This window comes from Dokdonella sp., assembly GCF_036518555.1.
Classification (GTDB): Bacteria; Pseudomonadota; Gammaproteobacteria; order Xanthomonadales; family Rhodanobacteraceae; genus Dokdonella_A.
This window is the reverse complement of the sequence record NZ_DATDMY010000057.1, coordinates 1-17,597: the sequence shown is the minus strand read 5'-3', so window position 1 is coordinate 17,597 and position 17,597 is coordinate 1. Positions and strand designations below refer to the sequence as shown.

Below are 17,597 nucleotides of genomic sequence, written 5' to 3'. Positions count from 1 at the left end.
CCTTGTACTGCGTGAGGGGTGTCCATGGAGGACACCATCATGCAGATCACACGTCATTCACCCATCGTCTCAACCGTCGCTCTCGCACTGCTCGCCGGCTCGGCAGCGGCTACTCCGCTGCCGCCCGGCTCGATCGATCCGAGCTTCGGCAGCAACGGTTTCGCGCGGCTCTACTATGATGACCGACTGGGCACGACCACCGACGATTCAGGCCGCACGATCCGCATCGTGCGCGGCGATCTCGGCGGCGGCGCTTTCGGGCCAAAGTGGATCCTCATCGCCGGGCCCGCCGGCCGCTATGTGCAGATCACGCGGCTCAGCATGAATGGACAGATCGATCCCACGTTCGGCGCGAACGGCGTCGCATTCTCGGCGCGGTCGAACGTCAGTAGTTACGGCGGCATGGTGACGATGCCGAACGGCGACATCGTGATTGGCTATGCCGACGATTACATCGGGTCCGACGGGGACAGCAAGGACTTCTTCATCGAGGCGTTTACCGCTGATGGCCAACCAAAGAACATCGGCGGCGACGAATCGCCGAATCAGCGCTGGGTCGATCTGAGCAGCAACAACGCCGTGGTCGGCGACAACCCATGCGACTTCTACTTTCGCGAGAGCCGCGCTCAGAAACTCATCCTGACGGCCGAGGGCGGCATCGTTCTCGTGGGCGACATCGCCGTGTACGACAACGATGGCAGTTTCAACCGGCGCGACGTCGCAATGGCCGAGTTCAACGGCGGCACCTATTCGCCGGCGCGACCGGGAACGCCGTGCACGAGCGCAGGCGGTCGCCTCGACAGCCTGCGCAGCGCGGGCTGGACCATGGGCGACGTCGCCGACGGCGACGTGCATGCCGCGGTCTCCGACGTCGGCGCGCACGTCCTGTTCGTTGGCAATACCGACCCGCGCAATGATGCAGACATCGCCCGGTTCGGCGTGCAGAACTATCGCGACCTCGCCAACGGCTACGTCTACGACGATGCCTACGACCTGAGCGTTCCGGGCGGCTACTGGCGGCAGCGGCAAAGCGACTTCTGGCAGATCCGCAGCGAGGCGCAGGCGGGCCACTTCCTGCTCTTTGGCGATGCGGAGAATGGCACCGTTGGAACGGGCGTGCGCCGCGTTCCTCTCATAGCGACGTCCTCGGCAAACACGATGACTCCGCTGTGGTTCTATCCCGTCGGCGCGGCGATCGACAGCGTCGTCGGCGTCTTCGACGGAATGCGCCTGGACGGCGCGCTCGATCTCATGGTGATCGGCGCGGGTCGCGACTGCGCCGCCGCGAACGATTGCGCGAGCGACTGGAACAGCATCGCCGTCGGCGTCAGCAATGGCCAAAGCCTGCTCAACGCGTACCAGCCACAACCTGCATTCGGCAACGAGGGCTGGGTGCGGTATGCCGTGCCGGATTACGACGGATCGCCGTCGGCACACGTGATCGCGTGGAGCGGTGTCGTCCAGAGCGGAATCTCGCTCAGCTCCGACACCAATCTGTACGTGGTCGGCGAATTTCGCACCAACGCCGATGGCCATCTCGACACGTTCGTCGCCAAGCTGCGTGTACTGAACGGCGGTGATCCGCCCTGGTATGTGCCCGCCGACACGATATTCCGCGACGGCTTCAATTGAGTGCGGCGATCGACCATCATCCCGGCAATATCCGCCCTCGGCGTCGCGCTCATCATCGGCGCGATCGTCAAGGGCGCCGTCGTCGATCCTGCGTGCGCCGCCTACGCAGAGGTTCAAGAGCTGGTTTTCGTTCGTATGCGCTTCCGATCAGGCAATGCGGATGTTCCGGCCGACGTCATCTGCGAACTTCGGGCGGCGGATGGCGTCGTATCCGAGGTGAACTTCAGCGAGGCCTCGCCGTTCCTCGTCGATCTAGGGGCATGTTTCGCGCTCGATGTCAGCTTCATGGCACCCGCATTGTTCGTTGCCATCCATCTTGCCGGCGCTGCCGTGCGACGGCGCCGCGTTCGTCTCTGCAGTCGTTGACGTCCCGGCGCACCCGAACGCTTATTCGCGAAGGAGACGGTTCGAAGACGCTCGAGATCGCGCTGTAGCCGCGCAGCGCGTGCGCCTGGCGCTTCGCTCGGCGCGCGTCCCGCGCGCATGCTGACGTCGAGTCCGAGGCATGGCACGATGTACGGCCACGACCACATGAAGCGAGGGGATATGCCTAATTATGTGCGGCTCGTCTACGCAAGCCGGGCCACGTTCGCGACCGGGCGTGAGGGAACCGGCGTCGAACGCGAGATCGCTCGCATCCTCATGCAGTCGCGGCGCAACAATCCGCGCGACAACGTGGTCGGTGCGCTCTATTGCGCCGACGGCTACTTCTTCCAGTGCCTCGAGGGCGAAGTCGCGGCGGTCGACACGGTGTACTCGCGCATCGCCTCGGACCCGCGCCACAAGGACGTGCAGGTGCTCGTGCGCCAGGCGATCTCGGCGCCAGCCTTCACGGGCTGGGCGATGAAGTACGGATCGATTGCGGGCGAGGTGAAGGCGCTGATGGCGCGGTTCGGACGACGGGAATTCAACCCGTACTCGTTCGACGAGCCGGTCGTGGCCGGCATGCTCGAGCTGCTGCGCAGCACCCCGGACGTGCCGGTGGCCCCGGGCGAGCCGTCGTCCACCGCTGCGGGCGCAAGCGATGCGCGCGTGCACCTCAGCCTCGGCTTGAGCGTGGCCGCGCTCGCGGTCGCGGTTGCGGCGCTGCTCGTCGCGTTGCTGCGCTGACGCGCAGTAGGCAGGCAGACGGTCGGTGCCCGTCCGGCGAGCGCATCGCTCCCCCGCCGAACCGTCCCGCTGGCTGGCGCGCTGATCGGACGCCGGCGCATCCTACGACGTGCCGTATCGACGCTGAGCGACGGTTTCATCGCGCAACCCGCGCACCACCTGCGCCGCAGCGCGCGCGGTCGAAAAGCGGTCCCGCGCGAGCGCTCGGGCGCGGTGCCCCATGGCTTCGCGCAGCGCCGCATCGGATGCGAGCTCCTCGGCGAACTGCACCAGCCGCCGCTCCCACGCGTCGCCGACGCAGACGCGGCCGATGCCCGCGGTATCGATGAGCGCTTCGAGGTCGTTGCCGGGGTTGATGCGCGCGAGCACGGGCAGCCCTGCGCGCAGGTACGTCAGCAGCTTGCCCGGGATGTTGTGCGTGGTGTGGCGTGGATCGAGCGCGATGAGGCCGACGTGGCACTGCGCGAGGATCGACGGGATCTCCGCCGCATCGACTTCGCCGAGGAAAAGCACGTTGTCGAGCCGCCTCGAGTCGACGGTGTCCGCGAGTCGCGCCATGTCGCTGCCACGGCCGACGAACAGGAAGCCGACGTCGCGCCGCGACTGCATGCGCGTGGCCAGGTCGAGCAGGCCGTCCATGCCCTGGGCGGCGCCCATGTTGCCCGTGTAGGCGAAGACCGTTCGCCCCGCGAGCGGTCCGGCCTCGCGATCGAACGCGGTAGCGGCGCGCTCGGGCTCGGACAGCCAGTTGTCGAGCACCTCGATGCGCGCGCCGGCAACCACATCCGGCGCGACGCGAGGCAGGTTCGCGGCCGTCTGCACGCCGATGACGTCGGCGACCGAGTACTGGTACCGCTCCACGCGCTTGAAGAACCGATAGGCCAGGCCCTTGCGCATCACGCCCGTGTCGAGCGCCCAGTCGGGAAAGAGGTCGCGCAGGATCAGGTACGCGCGACAGCTGCAGCGACGCTTGACCGCGTGCACGGCGGCGGCGAGGAAGATCGTCGGCGAGTACCAGATGACGCCGTCCCAGCGCACCTGCGCCAGCGGGCTCTTCGCCAGGCCCCGCCGCAGCGCGAACGGAAGCATGCATTCGGCGAGCCCGCGCCGCAGCAAGCCGACGTCCTTGGTCGGCGCGGTGCGCACGCGCAGCACTTCGACGCCGTCGACGCGCTCGATCGCGTACGCTGCACGCAGGTCCGCCGAAGGCACGATCACGGTCGGCTCGTGCCCTTGCGCGACGAGCTCGCGCGCGAGGTCGCGCATCTGCAACGCGCCCGAGATGCGCGCCGGCACGTAGGTGTCGACGACGACGAGCAGCCGCATCAGGTCATTTTCCAGACGACGCGATTCACGTAGTCGGTATAGCTGTGCACGATCCGAACGATCTTGTCCGACACGTTCGTCGCGGCGTAGTCGGCCACGGGTCGTATCAGGCGGTCCGCGCCGGTCGGCTGGGTCGCGAGGACCGCGAGCGCCTGCCCCACGCGCCCGGCGTCGAGGCCGACCATCATGACCGTGCCCTCCTCCATGCCCTCGGGTCGCTCGTGCGCCTCGCGGATGTTGAGCGCGCGGAAGTTCAGGATCGACGCCTCTTCGGTGATCGTCCCGCTGTCGGAGAGCACCGCCATCGAGTGCATCTGGAGCTTCACGTAGTCGCAGAAGCCGAGCGGCTTCGACAGGCGCACGGCCGGATGCAATGCGATGCCGGCCGCGTCGATGCGCTTGCGCGTGCGAGGATGCACGGACACGACGACCGGCAGCCCATGCGTGCCGGCGAGCATGTCGAGTACCTCGACGAGCCGGCGGAAGCTCGTCTCGGGCTCGATGTTCTCCTCGCGATGCGCGCTGACGACGAAGTAGCCACCCTCGACGAGCTGCATCCGCTCGAGCACGTCGGACGCGTCGATGCGCTCGCGATGGTGCTCGAGCACCTCGCGCATCGGGCTGCCCGTCTTGATCACGAGGTCCGGAGGCAGGCCCTCGCGCAGCAGGTACTCGCGCGCGATGTCGCTGTAGGTGAGGTTCACGTCGGCGACGTGGTCGACGATGCGACGGTTGATTTCCTCGGGCACGCGCTGGTCGAAGCAGCGGTTGCCCGCTTCCATGTGGAACGTCGGGATGCGCCGCCGCTTCGCGGGCAGGACCGCGAGGCAACTGTTCGTGTCGCCGAGCACGAGCACCGCCTCGGGTGCGACGGTTTCGAGCACGCGATCGACCGATGCGATGACGTTGCCGATCGTCTGCGCGGACGTCGACCCCGCCGCCTCGAGGACGTGGTCGGGGCTGCGGATGCCGAGCTCGTCGAAGAACACGCCGCTGAGCTCGTAGTCGTGGTTCTGCCCGGTGTGGATCAGCACGTGATCGCAGTGCGCATCGAGCTTCGCGATGACGCGCGACAGGCGGATGATCTCCGGCCTCGTGCCGACGATGGTGGCGACCTTGAGCTTCTTCATGTGCCCGTCCCTGCGGAAAACGTATCGGGCCGCGAGCGGTCGAAGACTTCGTTCGCCCACACCATGACGATCAGTTCGCCCTCGCCCGTGTTCGTGACGTCGTGCGCCCAACCGGGGATCGAATCGACGATCGTCGGCGTGGCTGCGTCGGTATCGATCTCGTGCGTCTGCCCGGTGAGCAGATGGCGGTAGCGGAAGCGCGCGCGTCCGCGTACGACGAGGAACTTCTCGACCTTCGCATGGTGATAGTGGCCGCCGCGCGTGACGCCGGGGTGCGCGGTGAAGAACGAGACCTGGCCGGAATCGGGTGTTTTCAGCATCTCGACGAATGCACCGCGTGCATCGGCGTGCACGGCGACCGGATAGGCGAACGAGGCCGTCGGTAGATAGCTCACGTACGTCGCGTACAGCGCGCGCAGCCATCCATGGCCGACGCGATCGACCGCGAGCGTGCAGCGTTCGTGCTCGAACGCCTCGATCTGTCGTGCGAGCTCGCCGACGGTCGTGCGATGGACGGGCCCTGCCTCGCGGAACGTCGCACCCGGACGCGGCCGCAGCACCGCGTCGAGCAGGTGCTCGACGACATCGTCGACATGGATCAGCTTCAAGCCGGCCGACCCATCGTGGACCTCGATCGGGATGCCGCGCGCGATGTCGTGGCAGAACGTCGCGACGACCGAGTGTCGGTGCACCGGGCACCATTTGCCGAACACGTTCGGCAGGCGGAAGATCGCGACCGGCGCGCCCGTCTCTGCGGCATGTCGCACAAGGCGCTGCTCGGCGGCGCGCTTGCTCGCGCCGTACGGGTTGTCGAGCTCAGCCTGGATCGAGGACGCGAACGCGATCGGCAGTGCGCGTCCGTCGGCCCGCAGTGCGTCGCATACCACGGCGGTGAAGCCGGCGTTGACCTCGTCGAACTCGCGCGGATGCCCGGGCCGGTTCACTCCCGCGAGATGGATGACCGCGTCGGCGGCGGCGACGGCGCTCGCGAGTTCGGCATGGGTCGTGGACCGGGTCACGTCGACGACCCGGTGGCCGGCCGAACCGGTTGCCGCGATCGCGAGGTTGCGGCCGATGAATCCTGCGGCACCCGTGAGGAGGAGATTCATCGTCACGCGATCGCTTGCGCCGGTCGCTGCGCGACGAGGTCGCGGATGAAGTCGAGTCGGAGCAGCAGCGTCTTCATGCCGTCGACGTCCAGTCGTTCGGTGTTGTACGACGTGTAATCCTCGCTCTGCGTGATGCGCGTCTCGCCCTGCTCGAAATACTTGCCGTAATTGAGGTCGCGCTGGTCGGGCGCGATGCGGAAGTAGCCGTCCAGCTCTTCGGCATGGGCGCGCTCCTCGCGACTGAGCAGCGTCTCGTGGAGCTTCTCGCCATGCCGGGTGCCGATGACGTCGATCGGGTGGCCGGACCGGCCGAGCACGTCGGCGAGCGCGCGCGCGATCACGTCGAGCGTCGCCGCCGGCGACTTCTGCACGAAGATGTCGCCCTTGCCGCCGTGGCTGAACGCGAACAGCACGAGATCGACCGCATCGTCGAGCGACATCATGAAGCGAGTCATGGCCGGGTCGGTGATCGTCAACGGCTTGCCGGCGAGGACCTGCGCCGCGAACAGCGGGATGACCGAGCCGCGCGAGGCCATCACGTTGCCGTAACGCGTGCCCACCATCGTGCAGACGGGAGCGGCATTGCGCGACTTCGCGACGAGCACCTTCTCCATCATCGCCTTCGAGATACCCATCGCGTTGATCGGGTATACCGCCTTGTCGGTGCTGAGGCAGATCACCTTCTGCACGCCGCACTGGATCGCGGCCTCGAGTACGTTCTCGGTGCCGAGCACGTTGGTCTGCACTGCCTCCAGCGGATGGAACTCGCACGACGGCACCTGCTTGAGCGCCGCTGCGTGGAAGACGTAGTCGACGCCGCGCATGACGTTGAGCACCGCACGCGGGTCGCGCACGTCCCCGATGTGGAACTTGAGCTTGTCGCTCGCGTACGCCTTGCGCTGGTCGTCCTGCTTCTTCTCGTCGCGGCTGAAGATGCGGATCTCCTTCACGCCCGTGCCGAGGAATCGCCGCAGCACCGCGTTTCCGAACGAGCCGGTGCCGCCGGTGATCAGTAGAACCTTGTCGTCGAACACGCCGATCCTCCTCGACATCGCCTTGCGATCAGTACTGCCGCACCCGCGCGTCCGGCGCACCCGGCCCCGCGTGTCGGCGGACCGGCACGCGACCGGTCGATCGCATCTCGCGCAACTTGTATTCGACCAATCTGTAGACCTCGCAGCGCATGTGCGACCACGCATAGCCGACGCGACCGGCCCGCCAGGCGCCGAGGACGACGTAGTGGTAGAAGAACATGGCCACGTACCGGAATGGAAGCTTCCTGTAGTGCCTTTTCACCCACATGCGTCGCTGCAGCGACGTGCCGAACAGGCGCGGCGGCGCCGCGAGCGCATCGCCGCGCAGCGCGGCGGCGGCCTCCGCGCTCGTGTAGAGGTTCTGCTTGTCGAGCCAGTGCTCGAGGTCGGGGCTGTCGTGATGCTCGAGCTCGCCGTCGATGCGTTCGACGCGGCCTTCGACGAGCGGATGTTCGTTGACGACGACGTCGGTGAAGCGGCAGCGCCCTGTTCGCCAGGCCCGCAGCACCGGCTGGCGTACCGGCAGCGGTCGCCCCATGAACCACAGCCTGCGATCGAAACTCAGCGCGTCGCCCTGCCCGCGTTCGATCGCCGCGGCGATACCGTGCTTGAGCCGATCGGTGAGCCGTTCGTCCGGATCGAGCTTCATCGTCCACGGTGCCTGGATCGGCAACTCGGACAGCGCGAAGTTCCACTGCTCGCCGAAGCCGTTGAAGCGGCGCTGGACGACGTGGACGCCACGGCGCAGCGCGATGTCGACCGAGCCGTCGGCGCTGTGACTGTCGACGAGGAATACTTCCTCGGCCCAGCCATCGAGGTTGTCGAGCACCGCTTCGAGGTTGTGCGCTTCGTTGAGGGCGATCATGACGACCGCGATCGGCACGCGGCCGCCGCTCGCCTGCCCGCTCATGCAGGACTCCCCTCGCCCGCCCGCGTGCAGTAGCGCGCGCGCTTCTCGAGCGGGATCGCGACGGTATTGCCCGCGGCGAGCGCGATGCCGAGCCCTTCCGCCTGGTCGAAATCCGCACCGTCCCACATCGCGTACGAGTGCGCGTGCAGCAGGCGCGACACGGCCGAGCGCGTCGCGCTGCAGACTTCGCAGTAGATCGCCGGCCGGACTTCGACGAGCAGGCGCGACGCCCCCTCGAGCACCTCCATCTCCGCGCCTTCGACGTCGATCTTGACCACGTCCGGCGCCCCGAAGCGGTCGATCAACGCATCGAGCGAGGTCGAGGCGACGCGGCGCACCTCGCGCGTGCCGCCGGTCTGCGTCGAACCGTACCCTTCGAGGGCGTTCGACGCGCGCGCGCGGCGCGCGATCGCGAACGAGGCGAAGCCGCAGCGCCGGCCGACCGCGGTGGGAACGACCGTCATCGGCGCGCAGCGCGACGAGGCGAGCTGCGCCGTGCGCAGCAACAGCGTCGCCGCGTCGTCATCGGCCTCGAGCGCGACGACGTGTCCGCGCGGACCCGCTCGCTCGGAGGCCGCCTTCGAGAACAAGCCGACGTTCGCGCCGACGTCCCAGACGATGTCGCCCTCGGACACGAGCCGGCTCGCGATCCGCACGAGTTCGGGGTCCCAGCGCTCCGCCGGCTTCAGCAGGTACTTGAGGCCACCGACCTTCGCGCTGACGACGAGCCAGCCGCGGCCCGCCGATGCGGGCATGCGCCGCCGCAGCACGAGCGGCCTGAGCAGCGCCTCGGCCCATCGTCGGACGAACGCGTTCATCGGCGGGCGTCCACGCAGCGCACCTCAATTTCCCCGCACGCACGACGGCTGCGGCGCGCCGCCGAGCGTCCATCGATACGCCGACTCGATGCGTTCGGCGACCGAGTTCCAGGAGAAATCCCGCTCCATCCAGCGTCGACCGGCCATGCCCATCTCGCCGAGCCTGCCTCGCGGTTCGCGCATCGCGGCGTCGAGCGCGCCTGCGAGCGTCGCGACATCGTTGTCGACCCACCAGCCGCAGCGCTCGGTTTCGAGGCCGGCCCACGGCGCGCCGCGGGCGACGACCGCGGGCACGCCATGCGCGAGCGCCTCGGCGACGGCCATGCCGAAGTTTTCCGAATGGGTCGGCAGCACGAACAGGTCGGCCGCGAAATAGGCATCCGATTTCTCCGCACCGTACAGCGCTCCCGCAAACTCGACACGCTGCAGATGCAGCTCCCGTGCCAACGCTGCGGCCTCGGCGACGTGCCGGGGTTCGCCGTGTCCCGCGATCCGCAGCCGCCAGTCCGGATGCAGCGCCTGCAGGTCCGCCCATGCGCGCAGTAGTCGATCGAGCGCCTTGGTCGGATGGATGCGACTGAGGAACAGCAACGTACGCATCGCCTGCACCGGCTGCGCTCCGCGCAGCTGCGGCAGGTCGACGCCGTTCGGAACGACCGCCACGGGCGCGGCGAGATGGAGCGAGCGGATGTCCTCGTACTCGGCCTCGCTCGTCGCATGCAGCAGGTCGGCGCGCGCGAGCACGCGCCGCTGCAACGGCCACAGCATCCGCTTGAGCGTACGCCTTCGTCCGAGCGCCCAGCGCGAGAGCGTGCCCCGCGGCGACGCGACGAGGCGCGCACGCCGAGCCGGAACGACCCATCCGGCCGCGACGTTCACCATCGACCACAGGCTGTGGTTGTGCACGATGTCGACCTCCGCGGCGGCACGGCGCAACGCGAACGCGTGGCCCGGCGAAACTGCGAAGCGCTCGAGCACCGGCCACTGCCGATGCAGCTCGACCCGTACGCCCGCGATGTCGCGCGCGGCAAGGCACACCAGCGCGACTTCGTGTCCGCGCGCGGCCAGGGTTTCGCACAGCCGCGGCACCGAGTACGACGGCCCCGCTGCCTCGGCATCGACGTGCGGCACGACATGCACGAGCTTCATCGGCGCCTCGCCGCGAAGTGCGCTCGGCGTCGGAACGGCCGCGTGCAGTCGCGCGGCGTCATGCACCCCGCCCGCAGCGACGTCATGCGCGCGCATGCGTCGTCCCGCCCGGGGCGCGCGCAAGGCGCTGCCAGACGTCGACGAACGTCGCGGCGGCGATGCGTTGCTCGAACCGACGCTCGACGGTCGAGCGCGCGCTGCGCCCCATGGCGACGTTGCGTTGCGGGTCGGACAACAGCAGCGCGAGCCGCCGTGCCATGGCAGCCGCGTCGCCACGCGGCACGAGGAAGCCGTCCTCGGCGTCGGTCACGATGCCCTCCGGGCCGCCGCAGCGCGTCGCGACGACGGGAACGCCGCTGGCCATCGCCTCCAGGAGCACCATGCCGAATCCCTCTTCGTCGGACGGCAATGCGAACACGCTCGCCGTGCGGTACAGGCGAGCGAGCGTAGCACGGTCCGGCCGCTCGAAAAAATGGACTTGTTCGCCAATGCCCAGATCCTCCACGCGGCGCCAGAATCGCGCCGGCGGAGCGGAAGAGCCCGCGAGCACGAGTCGCGTGGCAGCGTCGACGAGCGTGCGCAGGACGGCGAACGCCTCGAGCAGCAGTTCGATGTTCTTGCGCGGATCGGCCAAGCGCCCGACGCAGAGGATCGTCGGACCGTCCCCGGGCCGCCGCTCGTCCATCGGCCGGAAGTACGCCGCGTCGACGCCGGGCGGTGCGAGACGGATGTCGATGCCACGCTCACCGACGAGACCGTGCGCATGGGCGAGCATCGCGGGATTCATGACCTGTATCGCGTCCGCGCGCTGCAGTGCGAGGTCGTCCAGGCGATCGGTGACGCGCGTCATCGCACGCCGCCAGCGCGCGAGCGCGCCGTGCGGATCGGCATCGCGCCGTCGGCGCTCGACGAGCGCGCGCGTCGCGACATGGATGGACACCGGCGCGCCGAGCCCGAACACCGCATTCGCCCATGCCGGCGAGCCCGCCACGACTTGTATCGCGTCGCAACCGGCGAGCGCGCGCGCGAGCGCCGCACGCGGCCGATAGCGCTGAAACTCGAATTCGCCGAGTACGGCGCCGACATGGCGCACCGGCAGTCCTTCCCACTCGCCCGGCGTGAAGCCGACGCCGCGCAGCCAGCTGGCCGGACGCGTCAGGCATACGTTGCACGGGTCGCGGCTGGACATCGCGAGCGAGACGACGCGGAGTTCGCAGTCGCCCGAGGCGAGCGCGGCATCCTTGACGAAGCGCGCGACCGCCGGCACGCCGCCGCCGTCGAGCAGGGACGGCACGACGAGCGCGAGCTTCATGCCGGCCACCGTTCGCGTGCGAGCGCACGCACCGCCTTCGCGATGCCGTGCGCGGATGCCTCGACGCTCCAGCCTTCGATGAGTCGCGCGGCATTGTGGCCCATGCGTTCGCGCTCGGCCGGCGAGTCGACGAGCCGCCCGATGGCCTCGAGCAGCCGTTCGATGTCGCCGCATGGATAGACGAGGCCCGTGTCCTTGCCCGCAACGAGGTCCGGCACGGCGCCGACGTCATCGGAGACGATCACCGGCAGGCCCGCCGCCATCGCCTCGTTGATGACGAGGCCCCACGCCTCGTCGTGCGCGGGCAACACGAGCACGTCGGCGATCGCATACAGGCGCGGCAGCTCGCTCTGGTTCCTGAAACCAAGGAACCGCACGCGGCCCGCTGCGCGCGCTGCGAGTTCTCGCAGTGACGCTTCCTCCGGTCCGGAACCCGCGACCAGCAACAGCGCGCCGCTCTCCTGGCGCAGGCGCGCCATTGCATGCAACAGGTCGTCGATGCGTTTCTGTCGCGTGAGCTTGCCCACGTAAAGCAGCACCGGCGTACGCGCATCGATCCCGAGTTCGATCCGCCCGTCGCGCCGCGCGGAGGCGTCGCGCCTGCGAAGCGCGAATGCGTCGTTGTCGATCGCCATCGGAGCGAAGAAAATACGCTCGGGGGCGACGCCGAGCGAGCGATAGAAGTCGCGATTCGCCGATCCGATCGCCACGCAGCCGTCCACGAGCATGAACAGTGCGCGCTTGAGCGCCTGCTTCGCGCGGCTGGCATGGCGCGGCGAAGCGCGCGTGTCGCCGCGCATCAGCACGCGGATTCCGAGCAGCCTTGCGAGTACGAGTGCGACGAGGTGAGTCGACCGGGCGTATCCGTGCATCACGAGCACGTCGGGCCGGCGGCGCAGCAGTTCCGCGAACACGGCAGGCTCGAAGCCGCGGTCGCTGACCCTGTCGGAGAGGAACGTCGAACGGTATCCGTCGAGCAGAGGCACGTCCCATCGAATCGCCTGGTTGAAGCCTGCATCGACGTAGCCGTCCACCCCGATACGCGTGCGATAGACGACGCGCAGATCGAGGTCGTCGACGTGCGCGAGCGCGCGAAAGACCGGAACGAAATACTGGATTGGATGGCTGACGAGGACGGACACCGCGATGCGCACGCGCGGCGCCGTAGCGGATGCGCCCTCCCCGCTTGCGGACCGGCGTGGGCCGGTCATGCGACGCCCGCCTGCGCGTTCGGCGCGAGCGCGGCGGACCGTCGGCGCGGCCGTGCGTAGACGAGGTGCTGCAGCACGAGAGCGAGCGGCAGCGTCCTGACGAGGAACACGAGGACGCCGTCGACCGCGCTGCCGACGTTGGCGAGGTTCATCACGAGGGCGAGATAGACGAGCGCGCGACCGGCGCCCGCGTCCGGCCTCACGAGGAAGAACAGCACGCGGTAGAGCACGCCGAAGCAGAAGAACCCGATGAACACTGCGATCGCGCCGCCGGCGAAGTAGAGATAGGTGACCGGACTCATCGCGGTCGAGGATGGAACGTTGCGCCCGAGCACGACCTGCGTGTACCAGAGGCCAAGATCCCCGATCGGCTTGGAACGCCAGATCGATCTCGGGATAAACGCATACGCGGGGGCCAGCAGGAGATTGGCGAGGAATTGAGGACTGCCCTCGGGAAGTTCCTCGTGCTCGTCGCGATACTCGATGCCGAGCGAGCCGACGTAGGTCAAGGTCGAGCGCGCGACGATCGCGATCCACACCGAGCCCTTGCCCGGGCGCGTGTCGTCGCTCGCGCGCGACGCGATGAACGCGTCGAGGATGCTGCTCACCGACGTGCCCTCGTAGGCCCGATCGGCCGAACGCGTGAGGCGGAACGGCTCGATCACCGCGTAAGCGAGCACGAGCGCGACCGCGAATGCGGCGAGCCAAGCGCGCGGCACGCGCCCGGACTGCAGGTAGCTGCACACGCCCGCGATCACGAACGGAATCGCCATCTGGCTCTTGAAACCCGACAGCACGCCGAACCCGACCTCGATGGCGAGGATCGCGACGAACCACAGCCGGACCGACCAGCGCGAGCGATCGGAGAAGTAGTCGAGCGACGCGACCACGAGCGCGACCGAGCCGAGCCCCGCGCCCATGCCGAGGTACTGCGTGATCGAGCTGAGCTCCACCTGGCGCTCGTGGCTGCTGCTGTAACCGAACACGCCGAGCTTGATCTGCAGCAGTCGCGCGAGCAGCGCGATCGCGACCAGCACCGGCAATGCGAATCGTCGCGGCACGTCGGAGCGGCGGAACCAGCGCGCTGCGGCGCGCTGCTGGCGCGCACCGGACGCGGCCGCAGCGAACGGCGACCAGTAGCCGAGCCACATCCCGATCGCACCGAGCAGGACGAGCCACATGAGCTTCACCATCGCAGGGGTGACGTCGGGCACGAGGCCGACGATCTCGAGCGTGTCCGCGGGCAGGAAGAACAATGCGTTGCCGACGCCGAAGCTCAGGCAGAAGACCAGCATGCAGGCGATGACGGCGGGATTGAGCATCCAGCGGTCGGGATGGACGCGGCGCACGCGTGCTATTTCCGCGACACCGTAACCGAGCAGTAGCAGCGTCAGGAGCATGAAGACCGTGCGCGCGCCGAGCATGCCCGTCGACGCCATCAGCGCGAGCAGGCTCGCCGTCGCCGCCGCGGCGAGTGCCGGTACGAGCGGCGGCAGGCGTCGTCGGCTCACCGGCCCGCCCCGATGCCGCGCATCGACGGATTCATGAACCGCTCCGCATCGGCAGCCAGCGCCCGCCGAGCTCGACGAGGCGGCGGCGCACGTCGACGTCGAGCCGCCGGAAGCCGCGCCACGCGGACACCAGCATCGCGGCCGCGACGAGCGCGAGCAGCAACGGCACAGGGCCCGCGCCGAACGTGGCCACGGCAAGGAACGCGATCGAGGCGGCCGCCGTCGTCCAGGCCCAGCCGAGTCGTGGACGTCGCGTCGCGGGGTCGAGGCGCCGCAGCGCCGCGGGAAACAGCACCCGGGCCGCGAGCGCGAAACAGGCAGCCTCGGCAAGCAGGATGCCTAGGCCGGCGCCGACGACGCCGAAGCGCAGTGCGGCTGCGCCGGCGGCGAGTGTGAGCAGCGCACGGACGAACGCGAGGCCGAGGACCGCGCGCGCGTCGTTGATGCCCGTGAGGTAGACGCTCATGAGCGCGCCCGCGTTGTAGAGCGCCGCGGCCGCGAGCAGCGCCGCGAGCAGCGGCCGATCGAGCGGCAACGCATCACGCGTCCACACCGCATAAAGCGCGACCATGAACGGAAAGCCGATCACGATGCCGAAATCGACGAGCGTCCCGACCAGCCACGCGTGCGCTTCGACTAGGGCGACGAGCTTGGCGGGCTGGCCCAGGGCGTGATAGCGCACGAGGTCCGGCAGCAGCGGCGAGGTCAGCGTCGCCGTCAACGTGTTCCACAGGTTCGCCATCGTGCGCATCGTCGTGAACACCGGTACCGCCGCGACGCCGAGCACGGCGCCGACGAGCAGGACCATGCCTCCGGTCGCAGCCTGCTGCAGCGCGGTGCCGAGCACGAACGTCATCGACCTCGCGAGGTCGCTGAATGCCGTGCGCGTGTCGGGGCGTTGCCACCACGGGAAGAATTCCGGCAGCCGACGGCGGATGTAGAACGCCGAAGCGAAATAGACCGATGCCTGCACGGTCGCGACGAGCAGGCTCGTCGCGACGAGATCGAGCCGCGCGATCGCCGCTGCGACGAGCCCGGCGAAGATCGCCGACTGGTAGCCCATCGCCCACCACGCCGCCTGGTACATCATGCCCGCGGGCACCAGCAGGCGATGCACGATGCCGATGAACGAGCCCGACATCACCCACGCAGCGACGAGCACGACGAGCGCGACCGGCGCGCGCGCGGTCGCGCCGCTGGCGGATGCGCCGTCATGGCCGCCGAAGGCGAGCGCCGCGCACACGATGCCGATCTGGACGACGCCGAGCACCGCGGAGCCGAGCGCCGACGAGGCGAGCACGCGGCGCATCTCGTCGCGGTCGGTGTGGTACAGGAGGTTGAGCCGGTTGCCTACGTAATCGATGAAACCGCCGTCGACCATGCGGAACATCGTCGCGGCAGCGAACACGGCGAGCCACGCGCCGTAGCGTTCGCGGCCCCAGAAATGCAGGCACACCGGCACCGAGACGAGCTGGAACACGATCGAGAGCAGCGCGGTGAGGCCATTCACGAGGCTCACCGCCGCTGCACGGTGCTCGACGCCGGAGCCGTTCATGTCGAGGGCAGGAACCGCGTTGCGTGGAGCAGCAGCGCCCTGAACGCGCGCAGCGGCCAGACGTCGTAGGCCGTGCGCGAGTCACCGCAGCTGCGCAGCATCGGGTATTTGCGTCGTACCAGCGCGTAGACGATCCACTTGGCGGTTTCGGCGCTGAGCCGGTAGCGGAATGCGAGCCAGCGCAGGCGTCCTGCGAAGCGCTTGCGTCGCAGGTAGGTCGAGCGGTTCGCCGCGTGGATCTCGTAGAGAAGGCGCAGGCGCGTCCACGACCAGGTACCGCCCTTGTAGATGTCGGGATAGTAACTCGGGCGCGCGTGTCGCACCGTGATCAAGGGTTCGTCGACGTAACCGACCGGGCCGCGCATCGCGAGTCGCATCCAGAGGTCGACGTCGGCGAGCAGGCCGAACGCCGCACGCATGCCACCCTCGCGCAGCCATGCGCTCCTGCGGATCATCGCGGTGCCGCGAATGAGGCAGCCCCAGCGCGCGAACAGGTGCCGCTCGAGCAGCCAGTCGCCATCGATGCATTCGCCTGGCATCGGCGCGCCGCAGATGCGATCGCCGTCGACCTCGCCGTAGCAATTGAACACGAAACCCGCGTCGGGATGTCGCTCGAGCACGCCGGCCCACTTCTCGAGCAGGTCCGGACGGTAGAGATCGTCGTGGTGGAGCAGCGCGATGAACTCCCCCGACGACCGCGCGACCGCGAAGTTCGCATGCTCGGCCATGCCGAGGTTGTGCGGGGTGCGGATCGCGCGTACGCGCGCATCGCGCTGCTCGATCCGGCGCAGCGCGTCCCAGGTGCCGTCGGTCGAGCAGTCGTCGCTCAACAGGATCTCGACGTCCGCGAGCGTCTGCTCGAGCACCGAAGCGACGGTCGATTCGATCACGTGCGCATGGTTGAACGCCAGCAGACAGACCGAAATGCGCGGCGCGGCCACGCGATCGTCGGCGTGCGGGTCCGCATGCCGATTCACGGCTTCTCCAGCACGGCGCCGATCGCGACGTGAGCGGGAAACGTGACGTCCCGACCCGATGTGTCGAACAGGCGATGGACGATGCGTGAGCGCCAGCGGCCGAAGCCGGTTTGCAGCGGTGCTGGAAGGCCGGGATCGCCGCTTGCGTCGACGTGGTCGTGCACGCGCCCTCGCCCGACGTATTCGAACCAGCGCTGGTCGAGCGACAAGCCGCGACGCTGCGCATAGCGCACGTAGAAATCGGGCAGCAGGCGATAACAGTCGATCGGGTACCGGTGGATCGGCCAGACCGCCGGGGTCACGACGACGAGTCGCCCACCCGCACGCAACAGGCTCGCGGCGTTGTCGAGCACCGCGATCGGCTCGAACGTATGCTCGAGGACGTTGAGTACCAGCACGGTGCCGAACGTGCGCGAAGCAAAGGCGCCGGCGACGCTGAGTCGATCGGAGAAGTCGGCGACGACATCGACCGTGCCCTCGACGTCGGTGGCAAAGTAGTCGAGCTGCGCGGCCGTGACCGCCTGGCGGCAGGTTTGGCCGCCGTATCCGGCGCCGAGCTCGAGCACGGGCCCCGCCAGCATCCCCGCCGCGAGCAATCGCGCGATGTACTCCGCATCCCCGTCCGTCATCGCCTTTGCCCTTCGTGTGCCTCGCCCGCCGCCGCGGCGGCGCTCGCAACGACCCGCTTGCGCGACATCTCGCCGTCGCGCGTCGACGGCGCGCCGGCCGCGGCGACTGCGATACCCGCGAGCAGCGCGCATGCGGCCATCAGCGCCGGTGTGCGCAGCGGATAGTCCACGCCCGAGTGCACGA

General features: G+C 68.8%; 17 protein-coding genes. 3 read left to right on the top strand and 14 right to left on the bottom strand.

Annotated features, from left to right (window positions below; translation table 11 throughout):
- The first annotated feature begins 39 nt into the window (after positions 1 to 39).
- The 3 genes from VI238_RS03415 to VI238_RS03405 all read left to right on the top strand — a co-directional run bounded on the left by VI238_RS03415 (position 40) and on the right by VI238_RS03405 (position 2,742).
- Positions 40 to 1,632 carry a hypothetical protein gene (locus VI238_RS03415; protein ID WP_331648461.1) on the top strand — a complete coding sequence of 531 codons (1,593 nt, stop codon included), beginning with the start codon at positions 40 to 42 and terminating at the stop codon, positions 1,630 to 1,632.
- Positions 1,633 to 1,998, top strand: a complete 366-nt coding sequence (locus VI238_RS03410; RefSeq protein ID WP_331648459.1) for a hypothetical protein — start codon at positions 1,633 to 1,635, stop codon at positions 1,996 to 1,998.
- 180 nt (positions 1,999 to 2,178) lie between these two features.
- Positions 2,179 to 2,742, top strand: a complete 564-nt coding sequence (locus VI238_RS03405; protein WP_331648457.1) for a BLUF domain-containing protein — start codon at positions 2,179 to 2,181, stop codon at positions 2,740 to 2,742.
- 102 nt (positions 2,743 to 2,844) lie between these two features.
- Here the strand turns inward: VI238_RS03405 and VI238_RS03400 are convergent, their stop codons facing one another.
- The 14 genes from VI238_RS03400 to VI238_RS03335 all read right to left on the bottom strand — a co-directional run.
- Positions 2,845 to 4,068, bottom strand: coding sequence for a glycosyltransferase family 4 protein (locus VI238_RS03400; protein WP_331648455.1), 1,224 nt, complete (start codon positions 4,066 to 4,068; stop codon positions 2,845 to 2,847).
- The gene (wecB, locus tag VI238_RS03395; RefSeq protein ID WP_331648453.1) at positions 4,068 to 5,198 is read right to left on the bottom strand and encodes a non-hydrolyzing UDP-N-acetylglucosamine 2-epimerase; all 1,131 of its coding nucleotides are present in this window, start codon (positions 5,196 to 5,198) and stop codon (positions 4,068 to 4,070) included. The genes VI238_RS03400 and wecB overlap by 1 nt, the downstream gene beginning before the upstream one ends.
- Entirely contained in the window at positions 5,195 to 6,307 is a 1,113-nt protein-coding gene (locus tag VI238_RS03390) for an NAD-dependent epimerase/dehydratase family protein (protein WP_331648452.1), read from the bottom strand. The genes wecB and VI238_RS03390 overlap by 4 nt, the downstream gene beginning before the upstream one ends.
- 2 nt (positions 6,308 to 6,309) lie before the next feature.
- Positions 6,310 to 7,341, bottom strand: coding sequence for a polysaccharide biosynthesis protein (locus tag VI238_RS03385; RefSeq protein ID WP_331648450.1), 1,032 nt, complete (start codon positions 7,339 to 7,341; stop codon positions 6,310 to 6,312).
- A 28-nt stretch (positions 7,342 to 7,369) separates the two neighbouring features.
- Positions 7,370 to 8,251: a glycosyltransferase family 2 protein gene (locus VI238_RS03380; RefSeq protein ID WP_331648448.1), complete on the bottom strand. Its 882-nt coding sequence runs from the start codon at positions 8,249 to 8,251 to the stop codon at positions 7,370 to 7,372.
- Entirely contained in the window at positions 8,248 to 9,069 is an 822-nt protein-coding gene (locus VI238_RS03375; RefSeq protein WP_331648446.1) for an FkbM family methyltransferase, read from the bottom strand. Before VI238_RS03375 ends, VI238_RS03380 begins: the two co-directional genes overlap by 4 nt.
- 24 nt (positions 9,070 to 9,093) lie before the next feature.
- On the bottom strand, positions 9,094 to 10,218 hold the full coding sequence (locus tag VI238_RS03370) for a glycosyltransferase (RefSeq protein WP_331648444.1): 1,125 nt from the start codon (positions 10,216 to 10,218) through the stop codon (positions 9,094 to 9,096).
- A gap of 82 nt (positions 10,219 to 10,300) precedes the next feature.
- Positions 10,301 to 11,530 carry a glycosyltransferase gene (locus VI238_RS03365; protein WP_331648442.1) on the bottom strand — a complete coding sequence of 410 codons (1,230 nt, stop codon included), beginning with the start codon at positions 11,528 to 11,530 and terminating at the stop codon, positions 10,301 to 10,303.
- The gene (locus tag VI238_RS03360; protein WP_331648440.1) at positions 11,527 to 12,684 is read right to left on the bottom strand and encodes a glycosyltransferase family 4 protein; all 1,158 of its coding nucleotides are present in this window, start codon (positions 12,682 to 12,684) and stop codon (positions 11,527 to 11,529) included. The genes VI238_RS03365 and VI238_RS03360 overlap by 4 nt, the downstream gene beginning before the upstream one ends.
- A gap of 53 nt (positions 12,685 to 12,737) precedes the next feature.
- Positions 12,738 to 14,252, bottom strand: coding sequence for a hypothetical protein (locus tag VI238_RS03355; RefSeq protein WP_331648438.1), 1,515 nt, complete (start codon positions 14,250 to 14,252; stop codon positions 12,738 to 12,740).
- Between the two features lie 31 nt (positions 14,253 to 14,283).
- Positions 14,284 to 15,807: a hypothetical protein gene (locus VI238_RS03350; RefSeq protein ID WP_331648436.1), complete on the bottom strand. Its 1,524-nt coding sequence runs from the start codon at positions 15,805 to 15,807 to the stop codon at positions 14,284 to 14,286.
- Entirely contained in the window at positions 15,804 to 16,784 is a 981-nt protein-coding gene (locus VI238_RS03345) for a glycosyltransferase family A protein (protein WP_331648434.1), read from the bottom strand. The genes VI238_RS03350 and VI238_RS03345 overlap by 4 nt, the downstream gene beginning before the upstream one ends.
- A complete protein-coding gene (locus VI238_RS03340; protein ID WP_331648432.1) occupies positions 16,781 to 17,413 on the bottom strand; it encodes a class I SAM-dependent methyltransferase in 633 nt (210 codons plus the stop codon). Before VI238_RS03340 ends, VI238_RS03345 begins: the two co-directional genes overlap by 4 nt.
- Positions 17,410 to 17,597, bottom strand: a 188-nt coding sequence (locus VI238_RS03335; RefSeq protein ID WP_331648430.1) for a hypothetical protein, incomplete at its 5' end; no start/stop codon positions are given. The genes VI238_RS03340 and VI238_RS03335, both read right to left, overlap by 4 nt.